The 18681-nt window shown below is 57.0% G+C and carries 13 protein-coding genes; 8 read left to right on the plus strand and 5 right to left on the minus strand.

What is annotated here, in order from left to right; genetic code table 11:
• Positions 1 to 2 precede the first annotated feature (2 nt).
• From J8E65_RS00690 to hypE, 6 genes are read left to right on the plus strand one after another with little or no spacing between them, the layout of a single operon-like run.
• A complete protein-coding gene (locus tag J8E65_RS00690) occupies positions 3 to 443 on the plus strand; it encodes a hydrogenase maturation protease (protein WP_237181493.1) in 441 nt (146 codons plus the stop codon).
• Positions 436 to 801: a hydrogenase maturation nickel metallochaperone HypA/HybF gene (locus J8E65_RS00695; RefSeq protein ID WP_210373463.1), complete on the plus strand. Its 366-nt coding sequence runs from the start codon at positions 436 to 438 to the stop codon at positions 799 to 801. The genes J8E65_RS00690 and J8E65_RS00695 overlap by 8 nt, the downstream gene beginning before the upstream one ends.
• Entirely contained in the window at positions 777 to 3098 is a 2322-nt protein-coding gene (gene hypF, locus J8E65_RS00700) for a carbamoyltransferase HypF (RefSeq protein ID WP_210373465.1), read from the plus strand. Before J8E65_RS00695 ends, hypF begins: the two co-directional genes overlap by 25 nt.
• Entirely contained in the window at positions 3089 to 3346 is a 258-nt protein-coding gene (locus J8E65_RS00705) for a HypC/HybG/HupF family hydrogenase formation chaperone (protein WP_210373467.1), read from the plus strand. The genes hypF and J8E65_RS00705 overlap by 10 nt, the downstream gene beginning before the upstream one ends.
• Positions 3343 to 4452 (plus strand): hydrogenase formation protein HypD, encoded by a 1110-nt coding sequence (gene hypD, locus J8E65_RS00710; RefSeq protein WP_210373469.1) that lies wholly within the window; start codon positions 3343 to 3345, stop codon positions 4450 to 4452. Before J8E65_RS00705 ends, hypD begins: the two co-directional genes overlap by 4 nt.
• Entirely contained in the window at positions 4449 to 5498 is a 1050-nt protein-coding gene (hypE, locus tag J8E65_RS00715; RefSeq protein ID WP_210373471.1) for a hydrogenase expression/formation protein HypE, read from the plus strand. Before hypD ends, hypE begins: the two co-directional genes overlap by 4 nt.
• Before the next feature lie 300 nt (positions 5499 to 5798).
• Here the strand turns inward: hypE and J8E65_RS00720 are convergent, their stop codons facing one another.
• Positions 5799 to 6698 carry a DMT family transporter gene (locus tag J8E65_RS00720; RefSeq protein WP_210373473.1) on the minus strand — a complete coding sequence of 300 codons (900 nt, stop codon included), beginning with the start codon at positions 6696 to 6698 and terminating at the stop codon, positions 5799 to 5801.
• 322 nt (positions 6699 to 7020) lie between these two features.
• Here J8E65_RS00720 and J8E65_RS00725 point away from each other — a divergent pair, with 322 nt between their 5' ends.
• On the plus strand, positions 7021 to 8310 hold the full coding sequence (locus tag J8E65_RS00725; protein WP_210373474.1) for an RsmB/NOP family class I SAM-dependent RNA methyltransferase: 1290 nt from the start codon (positions 7021 to 7023) through the stop codon (positions 8308 to 8310).
• A gap of 173 nt (positions 8311 to 8483) precedes the next feature.
• Positions 8484 to 12134, plus strand: coding sequence for a two-component regulator propeller domain-containing protein (locus J8E65_RS00730; protein WP_210373476.1), 3651 nt, complete (start codon positions 8484 to 8486; stop codon positions 12132 to 12134).
• 44 nt (positions 12135 to 12178) lie between these two features.
• Here J8E65_RS00730 and J8E65_RS12645 read toward each other — a convergent pair whose 3' ends face one another.
• The 4 genes from J8E65_RS12645 to J8E65_RS00750 all read right to left on the minus strand — a co-directional run bounded on the left by J8E65_RS12645 (position 12179) and on the right by J8E65_RS00750 (position 18672).
• Positions 12179 to 13426: a dienelactone hydrolase family protein gene (locus J8E65_RS12645; RefSeq protein ID WP_341481730.1), complete on the minus strand. Its 1248-nt coding sequence runs from the start codon at positions 13424 to 13426 to the stop codon at positions 12179 to 12181.
• Positions 13427 to 13430: 4 nt separating this feature from the next.
• Positions 13431 to 15668, minus strand: coding sequence for a pectinesterase family protein (locus J8E65_RS00740; RefSeq protein WP_210373480.1), 2238 nt, complete (start codon positions 15666 to 15668; stop codon positions 13431 to 13433).
• A 14-nt stretch (positions 15669 to 15682) separates the two neighbouring features.
• A complete protein-coding gene (locus tag J8E65_RS00745; protein ID WP_210373482.1) occupies positions 15683 to 16852 on the minus strand; it encodes a glycoside hydrolase family 88/105 protein in 1170 nt (389 codons plus the stop codon).
• Between the two features lie 101 nt (positions 16853 to 16953).
• Complete coding sequence (locus J8E65_RS00750; RefSeq protein ID WP_210373484.1) at positions 16954 to 18672, minus strand: T9SS type A sorting domain-containing protein; 1719 nt, start codon at positions 18670 to 18672, stop codon at positions 16954 to 16956.
• Positions 18673 to 18681: the final 9 nt, after the last annotated feature.

The following is an 18681-nucleotide window of genomic DNA, read 5'->3' on the forward strand; positions in this document are numbered from 1 at the left end:
AGATGGTGATCGGCCTGGGGCATCCTCTTCGAGGCGACGATGCTGCCGGACTGGAAGTGGCGGCGCTGCTTCAAAGCCAAAAGCCTAAAGGGGTACAGGTACTAAGGGCTACCGATCCGTTTCGGCTGCTGGCATGGTGGGAAGGGGCCGAGATGGTCATCGTGTGCGACGCGGTCTGCTCGGGGGCAGCGGTAGGTACGCTACATCGCTTGGATATTGAAACCACGCCCTTGCCCAGCACTTGGCGCAGTGTTTCATCGCATGGCATTGGTCTAGCCGACGTCATCACCTTAGCCCAGCAGCTTGGACGGATGCCTCGACGACTGATCCTCTATGGCATCGAAGGGGCATGCTTTGACCCAGGGGCGCCCCTTTCACCAGCTGTGGCCGAGGTGCTCCCCCAAGCTGCCCAAGCCATCTTGCAAGAACTGCCCCATGCATGAACTGAGCATTGCCCGTGAGCTGGTGCGACTCCTCGAAGCCGAGGCCCGACGCGCTGGCGCGCGGCGCGTACGCGCCGCGCGCCTCGTGCTGGGTAGCCGCGCACACCTATCGGCCGAAGCGCTGCAGTTCTACGTGACGGAGCTGGTCGATCCTACAGGTCCAGCAGCTGGCGTTGTGCTCGAAATCGAGCATTGCCCAATGCGGTTTTACTGTACCCATTGTCAATCCGCCTATGAGCCTGCCGAAGCCGACTGGCGCTGCCCCGGCTGCGGACAAATCGGAACGCTGCTGGCAGGCGGAGACGAAGTTTTGCTGGAAAGCCTAGAGGTCGAATGCGATCCAACACCCGCCGACTGATCCGTTGGCGCCTGCATGTCGAGGGCGCCGTACAGGGCGTAGGCTTTCGCCCCTTCGTCTACCGTCTGGCCCAGCAAATGGGCCTGCAAGGTAGGGTATATAACGATACCCGTGGCGTAATCATCGAGATCGAAGGGACACGCGAGCGCCTGAAGGCTTTTTACACCCAGCTAGTACAAGCACCACCGCCTGCAGCCCGCATTGCGCGCATCACGTGTGAAGAACTCCCTCCTGCAGGCTATCACCACTTCATCATCGCCGAAAGTCACGCTGCAGGCCTTAAGCAGGCATTTATTCTGCCCGACCTGGCTACGTGTCCCGATTGTCTACGGGAACTGTTGGACCCTGCCGACCGGCGCTATCGCTATCCGTTTATTAACTGCACCAACTGCGGCCCCCGCTTTACCATTGTGGAGCGCCTGCCCTACGATCGCGCCAACACCACCATGCGGGCATTTCGCATGTGCGCGCGCTGCCAGGCTGAATACGACGACCCTCAAAACCGGCGCTTTCATGCCCAACCCAACGCATGCCCTGACTGCGGCCCTCAGCTGCAACTTTGGGATCAGGCAGGACATGTACTCGCTGAACGGGACGAAGCGCTCCGGCAGGCCACCGAGGCTATTCGACAAGGGCAAATCGTGGCTGTTAAAGGGCTAGGCGGTTTTCACCTGATCGTTGATGCCCGCAATGAAGCCGCGGTGCACCGACTTCGGCTACGCAAAAATCGAGAGGCCAAGCCGTTTGCCCTGATGTATCCATCGCTCGAAGCCGTGCAGGCACATGCCTTTGTCTCGGCATCCGAAGCTGCCCTGCTGAGTTCATCGGCTGCACCGATTGTGTTGCTGCGCCGCACCGAAGCCAGCTGGGACGCGCTAGCCCCTTCGGTAGCACCAGGGAATCCTTATTTAGGCATCATGTTGCCCTACACGCCCTTGCACCACCTGCTGCTGCAAGAACTCGACTTCCCTGTAGTAGCCACCAGCGGCAATCGTTCCGAAGAGCCTATCTGTACCAGCGAGCACGAGGCATTGACGCGGCTTAGCGGGCTAGCCGACCTATTTTTGGTGCATAACCGACCCATTGCTCGTTACTGCGACGACTCGGTGGTGCGCTTGGTGGCCGGACAGCCTGTTTTTCTCCGGCGGGCACGCGGTTATGCCCCTTTACCTGTCCAGCTCGCTGAAGACTGGCCCGATCGCCCCTTGCAGGTGCTGGCTGTTGGCGGCCACTTGAAAAACACCGTGGCGCTGGCTGTAGGCCACACTGTTTGGCTTAGCCAACACATTGGCGATCTGGAAACGGCCGAAGCACGCGCGGCTTTTGTCCGCGTCATCAACGACTTGCAACAGCTCTATGAGCAAGGCCCCGAGGCCGTAGCTTGCGACGCTCATCCCGACTATGCTTCCACACACCATGCCTACCGGCTAAAGCGACCAGTAACCACCGTCCAACATCACTTGGCACACGTGTGGGCTTGCATGGCCGAGCACCACCTAAAGCCTCCTGTAGTGGGCTTTGCCTGGGACGGCACGGGCTACGGTCCAGATGGTACGGTCTGGGGTGGAGAGTGCTTTTTGATTACTTCGGAGCGGGCCCTGCGGCTAGCCTATTTGCGACCGTTTCGGTTGCCAGGGGGCGAGGCTGCCCTGCGCGAACCTCGCCGAGCAGCACTGGGCTTGCTGCATAGCTGGAAAGGCGCTGAAGCCTTAGAGCTAGTGCCCTCCATGCGTGAGGTGTTTTCACCTACTGAGCACCAGCTACTCTGTCGTATGCTTGAACGCGGCCTAAACGCTCCATGGACTACCAGTGTGGGACGACTTTTCGATGCTGTAGCAGCCCTACTGGGTTTGTGCCTGTACAACCGGTTCGAGGGCGAGGCCGCTATGCGGTTGGAGTTTGAAGCCGAAAAGGCTGCGGCGTCAGGCATGCCATATTCCCTTACGCTCCAGCCTCAGGGCCACCAGCTTGTGCTCGACTGGGGGCCGCTGCTTGAAGCGTTGCTGGCCGATCATCGTCAAGGCGTGCCGAAAAGCCTTATGGCGCGACGCTTTCATGATGGGCTGGCTGTTGCTATCCTACACATAGCCCAGCACATCGGCTGCCCCCATGTTGTGCTCAGCGGCGGGTGCTTTCAAAACCGATTGCTTACCGAAAGTGCACTCCGGCTGTGCGCAGCAGCCGGATTTCTCCCCTATATTCACCGTCAGCTACCCCCTGGCGACGGCAGCTTGGCCCTAGGCCAGGTCGCTGCACTGCGCTGGGGCATAACCCAACCCGAACGACCATGTGCTTAGCTATTCCGGGTAAGATTGTCGCTATCACCCAGGACGAACCGCTCTCTCGCGTCGGCAAGGTTGACTTCGGGGGCATCTTTAAGGAAGTCAACCTAACGCTTGTGCCGGAAGCCCGCGTGGGTGACTACGTCATGGTGCACGTAGGCGTAGCTATTAGCGTCGTGGACGAAGCCGAAGCCTATCGCGTCTTTGAGTACCTGCAGCAAATAGATGAGCTGACCGAGCTCAAGCCCCCAGAAATGCCATGAAATTCATCGACGAATACCGCAACCGTGAGGCCGCACTGCGCTACGCCCAACGCATTGCCAAAATCACGACGCGGCCCTGGACCATCATGGAAGTCTGTGGGGGCCAAACGCACGCCATCGTGCGCTTTGGCATCGATGAACTGCTCCCTCCAGGCCTGACGCTGGTGCATGGCCCAGGTTGTCCGGTTTGCGTCACCCCCGTGGAGCTGATCGACAAAGCCCTGGCGATTGCTTCCCTGCCCGGCGTGATCTTTTGTTCTTTTGGAGACATGCTGCGCGTGCCAGGAAGCCGTGGCGACCTATTTTCGGTCAAAGCGCAGGGCGCAGACGTCCGCATTGTTTACTCACCCCTAGATGCGGTGCGCCTAGCGCAACAATACCCTGATCGCGAGGTCGTTTTTTTTGCTGTAGGCTTTGAGACCACGGCCCCGGCCAACGCGCTGGCTGTGCTCGAAGCCCATCGACGCGGCTTGAAGAATTTTTCGATGCTCGTAGCGCACGTGCTTGTTCCTCCCGCAATGGAAGCGATCCTACAGTCTCCCAATAACCGCGTGCAGGGTTTTCTGGCCGCTGGCCATGTGTGCACGGTGATGGGCTACAGGGAGTACGAGCCAATTGCGAAAAAATACCGGGTACCCATTGTTGTAACCGGATTCGAGCCCCTTGACCTGCTCCAAGGATTGTATATGTGCATCCGGCAGCTGGAGGCGGGCCGCTTCGAGGTAGAAAACCAATACACGCGTTCGGTTCGGCGCCAAGGCAACCTAACAGCGCAGCAGCATATTCGGGAAGTGTTCGAGGTCGTGCCCCGCAAATGGCGCGGCATCGGCGAACTGCCTCAAAGCGGGCTAGGCCTGCGGGCTCCCTATCGTGCCTACGACGCCGAGCAGAAATTCGGTGTCGCCCCCCTGGCTGCCCAAGAAGCCTCGGAGTGCATCGCTGGAGAAGTGCTACAAGGGGCCAAAAAGCCGACCGCATGTCCAGCATTTGGCACGCGCTGCACCCCTGAACATCCGCTGGGTGCACCCATGGTGTCGTCCGAGGGAGCCTGCGCAGCCTACTACCGCTACCGTCGCTTTACACCGTCGTACGTCTCAGGGTTATGAGTGACGCCTTCTCCCTTGAATGCCCACTGCCCCTGCAGCAGTATCCACACGTACTGCTCGCCCATGGTGGAGGGGGCCGGCTCATGCAACAGCTCATCGACACCTTCACGGCCGCTTTTGCCAATGCCGAGCTGCACCGCCGTCACGATGGGGCAGTGCTTACCCTTGCAGACGCCAGGCTAGCGTTCACCACCGATGCGTTCGTGGTGCATCCGCTTTTCTTCCCCGGAGGCGACATTGGCAAGCTAGCGGTTTTCGGCACGGTAAACGACCTGGCCATGTGCGGTGCCCGAGCGCTATATCTAAGCGTCAGCTTTATTCTCGAAGAAGGACTACCTATGGAAACGCTCTGGCGCGTGGTGCAGTCGATGCAGGCCGCTGCCCAGGAAGCCCATGTCCAAATCGTCACCGGCGACACCAAAGTGGTTGATCGCGGCAAGGGCGATGGGCTTTTTGTGAGCACCTCCGGCATCGGAATCATAGAACACAACCAGCACATTGGTCCCGAAGCCGTGCGGCCAGGCGATGCCATCCTCCTGAGCGGCGACATTGGCCGCCACGGCATTGCCATTATGGCTGTACGCGAGGGACTGGCCTTTGAGACCGAAATCGCAAGCGATTGTGCCTTGCTCTCTACACCGGTGCTGCAATTGCTTGAAGCTGGCATCGAGGTGCATTGCCTACGCGACCTAACCCGTGGGGGACTGGCCGCAGCCTTAATTGAAATTGCCCAAACCGCCAGGCTATGCTTCCAGCTCGAAGAGACGGCCATTCCCGTGCGGCCAGAAGTGCAGAGCGCTTGCGAGCTGCTGGGACTTGACCCCTTGTACGTAGCCAATGAAGGGCGTTTTGTAGCCTTCGTGCCCGAAACCGAAGCAGCACGGGCTCTGGACGTGCTGCGCAAAGTGCCCGTAAGTGCCGGCGCCTGCCTTATCGGTCACGTAACAACCGACGATCCAAATGGACTTGTCACACTCCACACTGCCATCGGTACCCAGCGCATTCTTGACCTGCTCAGCGGCGAGCAATTGCCCCGCATCTGCTAAAGCTGCATCGTGACGAAACAGCCAACGCCGACACCTAGAGCGATGGCCCTTCCTTCTAGGCTTTTAGATCAATATGTTGGCCTATTGGTCCAACAGGGGAAGCAGGCGCCTCTGAGGACGCGTTTGGAGCATCGGGCTTTGGACGCTTGCGACGCGGGCGTTCCTCAGCACTACCCTCCCGATAAGGGTCTCTATCGGCCGATGCTTCCGTTACCCTAGGTAGCCATCCAATATCGCCGGGCTGCATCATAAGCCCTCACAATGCTGATACTTTCTGTTAAACATCGGACATTGCTAAAATTATTTAAAGTTCCCGTGCACAGCGCCCGGAACACTGCGTCGGGAAAAGGGGCGAAGTTGAGACAGCAGCATACCCCCGAGCATTAGGCCGCAGCCGATAAGCTGGCGCAGGGTAAGCGTTTCATCTAACAGCCACCAGCCGCCTAGCGCCGCAAAAACAGCTTCTAGGCTGAAGAGAATCGCGGCATGTGTGGGATGCGCTTCGCGCTGAGCCACAACTTGAAGGGTATAGCCAATGCCTACGGAAAGCACCCCTGCATACAGTAACGCTCCCCAGGCATCGCGAGCCACAAGAAAGGAAGGGGCTTCCCAAAGGATAGCCGCCAAACTACTTAACCCGGCGCATGCCACAAACTGCATAAAAGCTAACCGAAAGGGCGGCATGCGATGCGCGTAGCGATCAATCAGATGAATGTGAAAAGCCCAGCAGATGGCGCTTGCCAATACAAGCACATCGCCAGGATTAACCGAGGGCGTCTCTGCAACGCTGAGCAGGTACATTCCTGCGGCAGCCAGCCCAGTGCCTAGCCAGGCTTCTTTGTAGGTGCGTTGCTTGAGCAGCACGCCTAGCAAAGGCACGAAAACCACATAAAGTCCCGTAATAAAACCAGCCTTGCCAGCCGTGGTATAAACAAGCCCGATCTGCTGCGTCGAAGCCCCCAAAAACAAAATCCCCCCGGCCAGTAATCCTACCCGAAGCTGGACGGTTGCCGGAAGCGCCCCCGGATCGCGTCGCCTCAGCAACGGCACGAGGACCAGACTGCCCATCGCAAAGCGTAGCGCGTTAAACCAAAATGGCCCCATATGCTCCATACCTACACGCTGCGCCACAAACGCAAAACCCCAGATGGCCGTAGCGAGCACAATGAGCAAATCGGATTGGAGCGTTCTGGTCTTCATACCTCTCTCCCGTCATCTGTGGGTGGCGCATAATACACCGTTGTCTTCTTTTCCACCAAATGCTTTGCGATTTTTACTGGAACCTGCGCTTCAGGCTTTTGTCTTAAGAGGCCCGTCACAAGCACGCCCCAAAGGCGCCTTCACGGTTGCCCTGAAGCATAATCTTGACCCCTAGCCCGAGCTGACGCGGCATAGTGCACCGCCGATCAGGCACGTGCCTCAATCGGTCGAGCAAAACAGCTAGCGCTCGGTGGGCTGCCTGCGGGAATCCTACCCAGGCATCCTTCACCTGGGGTAAAAAACCGCTTAAACGTTTCGTTTTATGCTGCTTCGCGTCTATCCGTTTTGGGTCGCCTCAGTAGTTGACGTGCTGCAGGAGATCCGCTGTTCTCCGCTACCTGCCGACACCGTGCTGCAGCAGTTCTTTCGCAAACACCGAAAAATGGGCAAACGGGATCGGGCTTTTGTAGCCGAGACCGTTTATGGCATGCTGCGCCACTACCGACGGCTGGCCTATGCTGCCCAAGACCAAGCTAGCGATGTACGCTTTCTCGTGCTGCTCTATCTTCGGGTATTCGGCTTTGGAGCAGCGAGCTTGGATCTGCCCATAAGCTTGTCCGAGCGTAGCAGGCTTGAGGCTGCGGCTCGACGTTTTCAAGCGCCTGCGCTGCCTGCAGATCCGGTCGCAGCGCTTGGCATCACCTATAGTTTGCCCGACTGGCTGGTGGCTGCATGGATGGCCGCGTTGCCTTACGAGGCTGTCGAGAGGCGTTGCGCTGCCTTAAAAGAACCCGCTCCCCTAACTATCCGGGTCAATACGCTGAAAGCCGATCGCGAAACTGTCCGGCAACGCCTACGGGCTGAAGGCTTTCCCAGCCAACCCACACCGTACAGTCCTACAGGACTGATTCTTGAAGAAAAAGCTTTTATTTTTCGAACGCGTGCTTTTCAAGAAGGCTTATTTGAAGTGCAGGATGAAGGCAGCCAGCTGATCAGCTTACTTACTGAAGCCAAGCCAGGACAAGTAGTCGTGGATGGATGCGCAGGAGGTGGAGGCAAAACGTTGCATTTGGCCGCTCTAATGCAAGGTAAAGGGCGGCTGTATGCCTTCGACGTCCACAAAGCCCGTCTGCAGGAACTGCGCCCACGGGCGCGCCGCGCCGACGTGCACAACATCCGACTCCACGTGCTCCCGCACAACCGGGCGCCGATTGTGCAGCGGCTCTATGGCAAGGCCGATGTGGTCCTGATCGACGCCCCTTGCAGCGGCAGCGGCGTGCTTCGACGCAACCCAGACGCAGCCTGGAAAATCACACCAGAGCGCCTCGCTGCCCTGGTCGCGCAGCAGCAACAAATCCTCGAAGCTTATGCCCCTCTCGTCCGCCCAGGCGGCAGACTCGTCTATGCTACCTGTTCCCTGCTCGCTGAAGAAAACGAACGCCAGATCGAAACTTTTCTAGCACAACATCCCGAATTCACCCTACTCAGTGCTGCTGAAGTGCTTCAGCGACAACACATCGCCCTGCCCGGACAAACCGATGCCTTTCTGCGTTTAGAACCTGCCACGCACGGCACCGACGGTTTCTTCGCGGCCATACTCCTACGCACCTAAGCTCTTAGACCTCACGCTGCCACTGCTAGCACGAGCAAGCTGCTTTGGGCATGCATTTCACGCAGCTAGTTCATTCCCAAAATGAATCGATTCAAAAATGCTATCAAAATTTAACAACCCGTAGAAAGGGTCGATATTTGAAGCCAAAGCGTATCTAGCAGGTGTAGCGCAACATGGCATATAAGCACTGGACCTGGACCGTAGCCCTACTGCTAGGGATTGCTACGCTCCAAGCACAACCGACACGGCTTCGGTTCACCCATCTGACCAGCGATGAAGGGCTTTCCCGCTCATGGGTGACTGCTATAGTGCAGGACTCGTTGGGCTTTTTGTGGATTGGTACGGCTGGGGGTTTAAACCGCTACGATGGCTACCGCTTCACGCTTTACGAGCACGATCCGCGCGACAGCTCGAGCCTGAGCAGCAGCTACATTCGTTGCCTGTATGTTGACCGTCGGGGTACGCTTTGGGTTGGTACCGATGCTGGCCTAAGCCGCTACATTCCTGAGCAAGACGCTTTTTATAACTACACCGTAAGCAGTCGCACTGGCTTTCAAGGTGGAGCCGTCCAAGATATCGTAGAAGACCGTAGGGGTATGCTTTGGATGGCCAGCACCAATGGCCTATATCGTTATGATCCTAAACGCGGGGTTTTTACCCTTTACCGTAACGATCCCGCCCAAGCATCTAGCCTGAGCCACAACGACGTGCGGGCTTTACTAGAAGACCGTAAAGGTAATCTTTGGGTGGCTACCGCTGGTGGACTAGACCGCTTCGACGCTGCCAGTGGCACGTTTGAACACTTCCGCCATGATCCTCGCGATGCACGCAGCCTGCCGCACAATGTGCTTATGGATTTGGTCGAAGATCCTTACGGCTACCTCTGGGTGGCAACCGATGGCGGTGGGCTGGGGAGGTTGAATCTGCAGGCGATTGGCCGCGGCTTTGATCGCTTTCGCCATGACCCTCGCAATCCTCGAAGCTTGGCCATCGATCGCGTACGCGTGCTTTATGTCGATCGCAAAGGCCAACTCTGGGTTGGCACAGAAAACGGGGGGCTAGATCTTTTCGACTACAAAACCGAAACATTTTATCACAACCGACGCAGTCGTACTGATCCTAGTAGCTTAAACAACGAATCGATCTGGGCGCTCTTTCAAGATCGGACTGGTAACCTGTGGGTTGGCACGTTTGCTGGCGGGCTCAACGTGCTTAAGCCAAACAGCAATGCCATCGAACACTACCGCAGCATTCCCGGCGATCCCTACAGCCTGAATGCTAATGCCATAAGCCGTTTTTACGAAGACCGAAAGGGAAACCTTTGGGTAGCTACGGATGGCGGGGGCTTTCATCGATTCGACCGCCAAACAGGTCGCTTCTATGGCTACAGTATGGCCAATACGAACCTCCGCACCGATGCGATTTTTGCTATGACAGAGGATGCCGAAGGCAATCTCTGGGTTGGCGGCTGGGGTGGGGGCATTGCCCGTTTCGATCGCGCACGGGAGCGCTTTACCGAGCATTTCGACGAAACCAATCTGCTTCTTACACCCCACGTGTTTGATGCCCTTGTGGATGAACAGAACCGGCTTTGGGTGGCGAACTTTCTGGGTGGGCTGGTGCGCATCGATCTCAACACCCGAAAGTCCCACGTATACACTCCAGAAAACAGTGGCCTAAGCAGCAATCAGATTCTCCGCATGCTGCGCGATCCGGAAGGGCGCCTTGTACTAGCCACACAAAATGCCGGCGTAAGCATTTTTGATCCACTTACGGAAACGTTTACCACCTATCAACACGACCCCAACAATGCCAACAGCCTCAGCAGCAATTCGGTGCTTGCTATCCTTGCGCCTGATGCGTACACGCTCTGGGTAGGGACGCAACACGGTCTCAACCACATCGACCGCCGTACAGGCGCCACGGCCCGCTACTATCGCGAAGATGGCCTTCCGAGCAATATCATCGTTGGTTTGGCACGCGACCACGCAGGACGCCTATGGGTGGCGACCAACAGCGGCTTATGTCGCTTCGATCCTCAGGAAAAAAGCTGCGTGCTTTATACCAAAGCAGATGGTTTGCAGGGCAACGAGTTCAACCGCTTTTCAGATTACGTCTCGCGAGATGGGGCTCTTTACTTTGGGGGCTTTAACGGATTCAACGTGATTTATCCCGAACGCTTTGTGCAGAACACCACACCGCCTTTGATCGTGTTGACCGACTTCCGGCTGTTTAACCAACCCGTACGCATTGGCACCAAAGATAGTCCGCTGCAGCAACACATTAGCGTAACACGCACGCTGAAGCTTGCTTACTGGCAAAACGTCGTGACTTTTGAGTTTGCTGCACTGGACTTTACGGCGCCTTCGAAAAATCGTTATGCCTACAAGCTCGAAGGTTTCGACCTGGACTGGAACGAGGTGGGGCCACAGCGAACGGCTACCTACAGCAATCTGGATCCAGGTCGCTACGTGCTGCTTGTTCGCGGTACGAATAACGATGGTCTCTGGAGCACGCAACCAGCCAAACTGGAGCTTATCATCACGCCGCCTTTTTGGGAGACGTGGTGGTTTCGCGCTTTTGTCGTTTCAGCGCTTATCGCCTCTGTTGCAGCCGTGGTCCAACGCACCAGGCAACGCCATAAGTACCTAGAATCCGTCAATGCCGAACTGGCCGCCATGAACCAGCGGCTTGAAGCTGAGATGCGGCATGCTGCCGAAGCTGAACAGGAAAAACGGCGCGCACTCGAAGAGGCTGCCGAACACGATCGCCAAGCCAAAGCCCAGCTCGAAGCCCAGCAGCAATACCTGGAGCATAGCGTGCTGGAAATGCTCTCAGCAATGGAACGCTTCTCACGGGGTGACCTTACCGTATCGCTTAGCGCCACTCAGGAGGATGCCATTGGTCGCCTGTTTACTGGATTTAACCAGGCAGTAGCAAACATCGAAGCCATCCTGCGTGAAGTCACTTCGGTCGTCCAGGCTACGGCCGACACCAGCCGGGAAATTTCGCATAACTCAGACGAACTAGCCGCAGGCGTGCAGCAACTTACCTATCAGACGGCCGAAGTGGCTAGCGCGATCGAAGAGATGGTGCGCACCACTGCAGAAACCACGCGCAGCCTTAGCCAGGCTGCAGCACTAGCCGAACAATCTTCTGCCCAGGCCGAACATGGCGGTCAAGTCGCAAAGGACGCCGTCCAACGCATGACCGAAGTCGCACAGGCCGTTGCCCAATCTTCAGAAACCATTCGTGCCTTGGACGAAAACACGCAGAAAATCAATGCGATGGCGCGCATTATCGACGAAATTGCAGACCAAACAAACCTGTTGGCGCTCAATGCAGCCATCGAAGCCGCTCGGGCCGGCGATCAAGGCCGTGGTTTTGCGGTGGTAGCTGATGAGGTACGTAAGCTGGCTGAACGAACCGCTGCCGCAACGAAAGAAATCGAGCAGATGACGGCCCAGATTCGCCGCGACACTTCCCGGGCTGTAACCTCTATGCATCAGGTCAACCGCGAAGTGGACGCGGGCAGGCGCCTGGTAGACCAGGTAGGTATGCTCTTGGAAGACATCATTGCCCGCTCCAAACAGGTACAAGATTACATTGCACAAATTGCCACAGCAAGCGAAGAGCAGTCTGCAACCATCCAGCACATTAGCGAAAACGTGGAAACCATCGCCCAGATCACCCAGCAGGCGGCAGCAGGCAATACGTCTATCGCTTCCGCCATGCAGCAACTTGCCCAGCGCATGGAAAATCTCCGCCGCCTAGTAGCTCGCTTCCGCTTCGACAGCGCGGTTTCTGCAGAAACAAGCGCCTGAGACCTACCTAGACACTTTGGACTCCGTACGCTTGCGTAAGGCTCTTAAGCCTTTAGCCACTGATCAAACCAGCTAAAGGCCTCCGTTTGCATCGCCCGGCCAAAACAGTGGCCGCTATCGTAAAAGCTGCACTGCAGCTGCGCTTCGGCAGATACGCAGCGGTACACTTCCTGCAATTGATCAACAGCACGCTGCATTTCTGCAAGGGTAAAGAGCGGATCTTGCGTGCCGCATTGCACAAGCGTTGGGGCTGGCACGCGCAATCCTAAGAGCTCTGGATAGTCCAGCTCGTGTGCTAAAAGAGGAACGTAAAGCATCCAGGTATGCGTGTAACTCCGGTTCACCACCAAATCGCGCCATGTGGTCATCATGCAGCTGACCACAGCGCAGCGGATGCGATTGTCCATTCCAGCTAGCAGGACCGTTTGCCAACCGCCACCGGAAAATCCTCCACACCCGATGCGCTCGGGGTCCACCTCAGGCAAACTACACAGCACATCCAAAGCGTAGCGAAGCTCCGCAAGCAGCACACCCGGCCAGGTCGTACCCGCAGCCAGCAGCGAACGGGCAACCATATGCTCATGCCAAGCTGCCCATTCATTATAGGCACGAATTTCGACCTCTGTCTTAGGGTCTTCAGGGGGCAGGCCGCGACGCACGCGCTCTGGCACTGCTTCAAGCCGAATGCGCCGGCTGCCAAACGGAAACACGTCGGGTACGAGCACCACATAGCCCCGTCGGGCTAGTTCATTGGCCCAAGCCTGTCCCTCATAGTGTTTTTCCTGGTGGGCTACCATTAATGGATGACGTGCACCTGGATCGACAATCTTCTCCCGGCCGAAAAACTTATCCCCACCATGATCATGAAAAGCCAGCACGCCGGGCAAAGGCCGGGAGGCGTTTACTGGGCGTAGTAGATAAGCCCGCGTAGGTGGCCCAAAAGGAAGTTGCCAAACCAAGTCTTCAACCACCACATCCCTATAGACAAGGCGCGCCTGTACCTTAAGGGAGCGATCTAGCCCGATTTCCGGTGCAGCCAGCAAGGCCTGCACCCGAGCACGCGCCTGCACCTGCCATGCCCTTAGGTCTACTGGCGCTAGGCGCCGAAGGGACAACCTTGGGGGATCCTCAGCCAAACAAGCAGCCCAACGGCCATAAGCGCCAAGCACAGATCCGGCTTCTTCATCATTTGTCAGCGCTGTTAGGCATTCCTCGGGGCGTACGCTACTTTTGCTGCCGAGCGCAGCTGCCCCCAGTAAAAGCTCCAGGAACGCTCTGCGATCTAAAGGCACGGCTTTAAGACAGTTCTTGCCAAGGCATCCACCCTGCCAGTACATGTTCTGGCGCGTAGAACACAGCCTCTTGGGCCGAGAGTTGCGGACGGTCTGGATAGGCACCTGGTCCGGTGCTCCCATATTCGAACAGTCGCTCTCTAGCCGGATCTATCCCGCGCATCTCCGTCCAACCTTCTGCCCGGACGTGATCTTCCATATAACAGTGCAAGAAAACAGCACTGCTACTTACCAGGCCAAGCTGGTTTGAAGGATGCCAGGGGCGTCCGAGCCATACCGAAGCCGCATTCATCTTTGGCGATTCTTTAAGCAATCGGCACCGGTAAAACACGAATCCGTAAGGTTGGCTTCGGGGCGTACTGGGTGCTGTAATGTAGCCATTGTTAGACTGCCCTCGGTCACGCGAGATCAGATCGCATTGTTCAAATACCGCTATGCCGCCGCCAAAGATAAAATCGACGTGCCCTAGAATAATGCAATCGCGAAAGTAGCTGCGTCCTCCGTCTACAAACAGCGTATCCTGGTAGCCACGAATAACGCAGTCGTAAAAAACCGTGCGATCGGCTTCACGATCTACCAGTACGGCCACAGCCTGTGGGTCTTGGAGCGCAACGTGACGCGCAGGATAATCGAAAGCGTTTTCGATCGTTAGGTGCGCAATGCGCACATTAGGCGCGGCAATCCGAAGCGTAAAACTCCCCCGCGTGCCGCAGCGCCCGGCCTCACGGGGCTGCGCCGAGCGATTTTCAGCGCGCCAATGCGCTTGCAGCACCTGCCATTGGGGCGTATCCCTGCAAAGACCGCCGGCTACATCACCGTAGCTTAAAATGGTCGCTGCTCGCTCTTCACCGATCAAGTAGACAAACGGCCGATCAATGGAGAGCTTTTCGTAGTAACGGCCGCGGCGCACAAAGATTACGTAGGGTGCTGCATTATCGGGGGGCACATCGGCCAGAGCGCTTCCAATCGTTCGATAGTGTCGCACACCGTTTATTTGCAATCCTTCAGACCCTTCATAAGCAGGGTCGACTACGGCAGCATAGGTATAGGATTCTGCAGGAGACCGTAGGGCTCCTGTCGCTGCTTCCATAATGCTCACCCGAAGTGGCTCCCGTAGGCGCTGCACAAAACGGTCCAAATACGCCCACCAGTCTTCAACACGCTGAAATTCACCTGCAGCTGTCCAGCCTGCCCCAACGTAGTGCGTAACAGGCTGTCCGGGATGGATGTGCCCTAAAAGCAAGTAATGGTTTTCAGTTTCGCGTACCCCTAGCAGGTGTTCTCCGGGCATCAGAATGGCCGTGCCCAAGTCCCCGTGGCCGCCGTTTTGACGACTCACTGGCCCCCAAACGCTTAGCCAGGTCCAGTCGCTGCGCTGCTTCCAAGCGCCCGTCACACCTTCCCGCTTAACCAGTCCGATCGCGTAGGTTAACGGCTGCTTGGTAGCTGCGTGAAACGTTACTTCCTGGCGAAATAAGTACTGTCCTGCATCGATGGTGATGCGCCGCGTTTCGGAGACCTCTACGCCGCTTATCTGCCAGGGCTCGTAGTACAGTTCTACTATAGCCCGAAGCGGTCCCTGCGCTACAATGCGGTAGGCCTTGAAGTTACGGGCCGGATAGAGGCGGTCCTGGTGCCAGATGGCCGTCCCGCCTGTCCCCAAGGTTGGACCCACTGAGAAAAAGTCGGCCCCTTCACCCGTGTCGATGTGGTAGGCCTCTTGTCCCTTTGCATACCAGCGCGTGATCACCAGGTCGCGCACGCGCTTCAGCCAAACATCAATGCCGCTTGAAACCAGCGACTCCAGCCGCCACAGCCCTTGGCCATAAGTACGAAAGGCTACGCGGTCACTTTCCCAAGCCACATCATCCCGCCGCGGTTCATGAAAAGCAAACGCCCGGGCAGCGAACGTTGTCTCCGGTGCAGCAGCTTCAATCCGATAGCCGCGCGTTTCACGGGGCCAGAGTTGTACCAAAAAAAGCAACGCGTCGGGCCGTCCATCGCCATCTTCATCCATCACTTGATGCGGGGCAAGCTGACCGCTGGCGACATCCCGCACGCGTACCCGTTCGGGAGTAAGTGTCGACAAACGCTCCTGCAATGCTGCCCAGGAAAGCTCTACGAGCTCATCAGGACGTGCAAAGTCCGATGGATTGGTCACGCGCACGTGTACGTACGCTGGGACTTCAGCGGCACCACTGAGCAACAATAGCCCGACACAAAGCAGCTTGCACCCACGCATGGCTCAAGCACGATTTACTCACCTAGGGCTTCTATTTCTAAGCTGGCCAGAATGAACGGTCCCACCCCTTTGGGGTCATCGCGGACAATCGGTTCACTTAGGTAGTAGGCGACCGAACCGTCACGCTGTTGCGGTCCACCTAGACCAGCTACCTGGCAAATCTGATTCAGATGCACGGTACCATCGGGATCAACGGTGACCAGGTGTTGGATAAGCCCCCGATAGCCGCGACGCGCTACTTCAAGATACGCTGGCGCCAAATATCCTTTACGCACGCCTTTAGCCAAGGTGTAGACAAACATACTGGAAGCTGAGGCTTCCAGGTAATTGCCGGGGTGGCTTGGCCGATCCAAGACCTGGTACCAAAGACCAGTGACTGGGTCTTGGACACGGGAAATCGCCGCCGCCAAATCGCTAAGCACGCGTAGAAGGGCCGGGCGGTCGGGATGCGCAAGCGGAAGAAAATCTAACACGTCAACCAAGGCCATAGCATACCAACCCATACCGCGACCCCAAAAGTTGGCTGAGAGCCCTGTAATCGAATCGGCCCAGACCTGCTGGCGCTTTTCGTCCCAACCATGATAGTACAGACCGGTGCGCGGATCACGCAAGTAGCGGGCTACCAACAAAATCTCGTGGGTCGTCTCATCGATTGCTTTGGGATCGTTAAATGTCACGCCATAGCGTACCAGAAACGGTCCCATCATGTAGACCCCATCGAGCCAGAGTTGGTAAGGGTAGATTTTTTTATGCCAGAAGCCCCCTTCGCTGGTACGAGGGTGGTGCCGGAGCTGGTCGCGCAACGTATCGATAGCCCGACGGTAGCGCTCTGCTCCCGTTTGCTCGTAGAGCAAAAAAAGGAGCTTGCCCGTATTGATCTGATCCAGGTTGTACTCCTCTTTTTCGTAGGTCCGGATAGCGCCTTCAGGCGTGATGAAGCGATCGAGGTTTGTGCGAATAAACTCCATGTAGCGCGGCTCGCCCGTACGTTTCCAAAGCTCTTCAAAAGCGCGCAGCATCACGCCAACTTCGTAGTGCCAGCGCTCAGAAAGCACGGGCCGCTGCCGCATTACCGATTCAGCCATGCGAACCGACCAGGGCCGCACTTCCGGCACCTGCGCCCAAGCCGCAAGCCCCAGCAAACAACCCAGCCCAATCCCCCAGATTCGTCCGTACCAGCCCATCGTTTTGCTTTGATTCATGAGACGTTGATCCCGGCACCAAGAGACGCCCCAGGAGCCCACAACGCGCCTGGGGCGTCCGTCCTGTCCCCTCCCATGCAACCTCAGTTAGAGGGGAGGAGCAGCATTTTGCGCGTTAGCACCGTGCTACCGGCCTCCAGGCGGTAGAAGTAGACACCTGGGGTCACCTTTCGGCCCACCAGGTCGGTACCATCCCAGGTAGCCGTGTAGACCCCAGCCACCTGCCGGACACCGTCGGCCAGGCGAGCCACCTCCTGCCCCAGGAGGTTGAACACGCGCAGCGTAACCGTAGCCGGCTCGGGCAGCGTGTAGGTAATGCGCGTTTCCCGCGTAAACGGGTTCGGATAATTCTGGTGAAGCTGGAATGCCAGCGCTGGCAGGTGGCTGGACTGACGCTCAATAGCCGTCAGTTCCCACTGCGCCTTTTTCTCTGGAAACCAATTCAGATCGCCAACTGGGAAACCACCAGCCGCTCCAGTATAAGCCGGGGAAGTAGTGGGATAGGAGGCATCAAACTGCCGCATGAAGTACGTGATCGGTTGCCGGTCGAAGTCATGTTGATCGCGCACAAACGCTGTGGTGGCTTTTGTACGGCCAGTTTGCGTGCGATACCACTCGGCCAGGCGGAGCATTTTGCTAATAGAAGGTCGACTAGCCACGGTCAATTCGCTTAACTCCACAAAGGCGCTGGCAGAGTCGGCCCCTAGCCGCCGATTGATGTGATAGGACAACGGTGCCCCAGGGCCAATGATGTCGTTGTCGCCATCGGTGCCGTTGTCTGGGTTGCCGTCATCGCCCCGGCCATCGCCATACTTGGCATAGAACGCTTTTACCGAATCAGACACCGCCCAGTAGTTGTTCGCCACAACCCAACGGGTGGTATCGTTAGGCACCGAGAAAATCCAGATCATGCGCGGTTTACCGTTTGGGTAGAGCTCGCCATGTTCGTCAAATTCGGCTTGCCGGCTGGCATCACTGGTATCGGCCCCGAGCACAAAAGAATCGAAGAAGAGATTATTTGTAATGCGGACGCTTTTACCTACCCATCCTAAAGCTAATGTGCCGTGATAGGACGTGCCATTGAGGATAGTGTTATGGTCAAAGATAAGGTTGTTAATTGGGGCGGTGCTGGACCGATGGCGGATGATGCGATCTAAAAAGTTTACAAAAGTGCAGTTCTGGATAAACAGCGTATCGACCGAGGTGTCACGCAGGTCGATGGCTTTACCGGCACCAAAATTTGAACGCCCCAGGTCTCCCATATTGGCAAAGATCGTATTTGTAATGCGCATGACCCGAACAGCTGCCTCTGTGCGGATGTGTTGCCCGCGCGTATTAGACATGATTACACCATCGATGATCAGGTCGTAGCCTGGAGCTGTAGTGCGTACAATGGTACTGCTAATGTTGGCCACTTCTTCCGGAAACACATCTGCATATCCCACGAGCACGACGTCCTTCAACCACACATTCCCTTCCATCCGAATGCTGGGATCTGGGAATTGTCCTGTGCTTTGGTTAACCACAGGAAAGATGATCGCCTTTTCCCCTTCCCCAGCTTCTGTCATGAGGCGTAGGTCAAACCCGCGCACAATGATAGGGGCATTGATCAAGTAGATTCCATTCCGCCGAAGCACGTAAACCCGGTTAGGATCCCGGGGCGTATCGTTAGCAATAACCTCATTTAAGTATTGCCCTGAGACCTCAAAGGGTTCGATAATAAGCGCTTGCGCCTTTGCAGTCTGGGTGCACCATAAAAATAGCACGCCCAGCAGGATCAGCATTCGGGTAGCGGTGTGCATAGCATCCTC

This window comes from Rhodothermus bifroesti (assembly GCF_017908595.1).
GTDB classification, from domain to species: Bacteria; Bacteroidota; Rhodothermia; order Rhodothermales; family Rhodothermaceae; genus Rhodothermus; species Rhodothermus bifroesti.

Coding starts and splice junctions, on each gene's coding strand:
- J8E65_RS00730 (WP_210373476.1), top strand. CDS start 8,484: ATGGCATATAAGCACTGGACCTGGACCGTAGCCCTACTGCTAGGGATT.
- J8E65_RS00695 (WP_210373463.1), top strand. CDS start 436: ATGCATGAACTGAGCATTGCCCGTGAGCTGGTGCGACTCCTCGAAGCC.
- J8E65_RS00750 (WP_210373484.1), bottom strand. CDS start 18,672: ATGCACACCGCTACCCGAATGCTGATCCTGCTGGGCGTGCTATTTTTA.
- J8E65_RS00745 (WP_210373482.1), bottom strand. CDS start 16,852: ATGGGCTGGTACGGACGAATCTGGGGGATTGGGCTGGGTTGTTTGCTG.
- J8E65_RS00690 (WP_237181493.1), top strand. CDS start 3: ATGGTGATCGGCCTGGGGCATCCTCTTCGAGGCGACGATGCTGCCGGA.
- J8E65_RS00705 (WP_210373467.1), top strand. CDS start 3,089: ATGTGCTTAGCTATTCCGGGTAAGATTGTCGCTATCACCCAGGACGAA.
- hypD (WP_210373469.1), top strand. CDS start 3,343: ATGAAATTCATCGACGAATACCGCAACCGTGAGGCCGCACTGCGCTAC.
- hypE (WP_210373471.1), top strand. CDS start 4,449: ATGAGTGACGCCTTCTCCCTTGAATGCCCACTGCCCCTGCAGCAGTAT.
- hypF (WP_210373465.1), top strand. CDS start 777: ATGCGATCCAACACCCGCCGACTGATCCGTTGGCGCCTGCATGTCGAG.
- J8E65_RS00740 (WP_210373480.1), bottom strand. CDS start 15,668: ATGCGTGGGTGCAAGCTGCTTTGTGTCGGGCTATTGTTGCTCAGTGGT.
- J8E65_RS00720 (WP_210373473.1), bottom strand. CDS start 6,698: ATGAAGACCAGAACGCTCCAATCCGATTTGCTCATTGTGCTCGCTACG.
- J8E65_RS00725 (WP_210373474.1), top strand. CDS start 7,021: ATGCTGCTTCGCGTCTATCCGTTTTGGGTCGCCTCAGTAGTTGACGTG.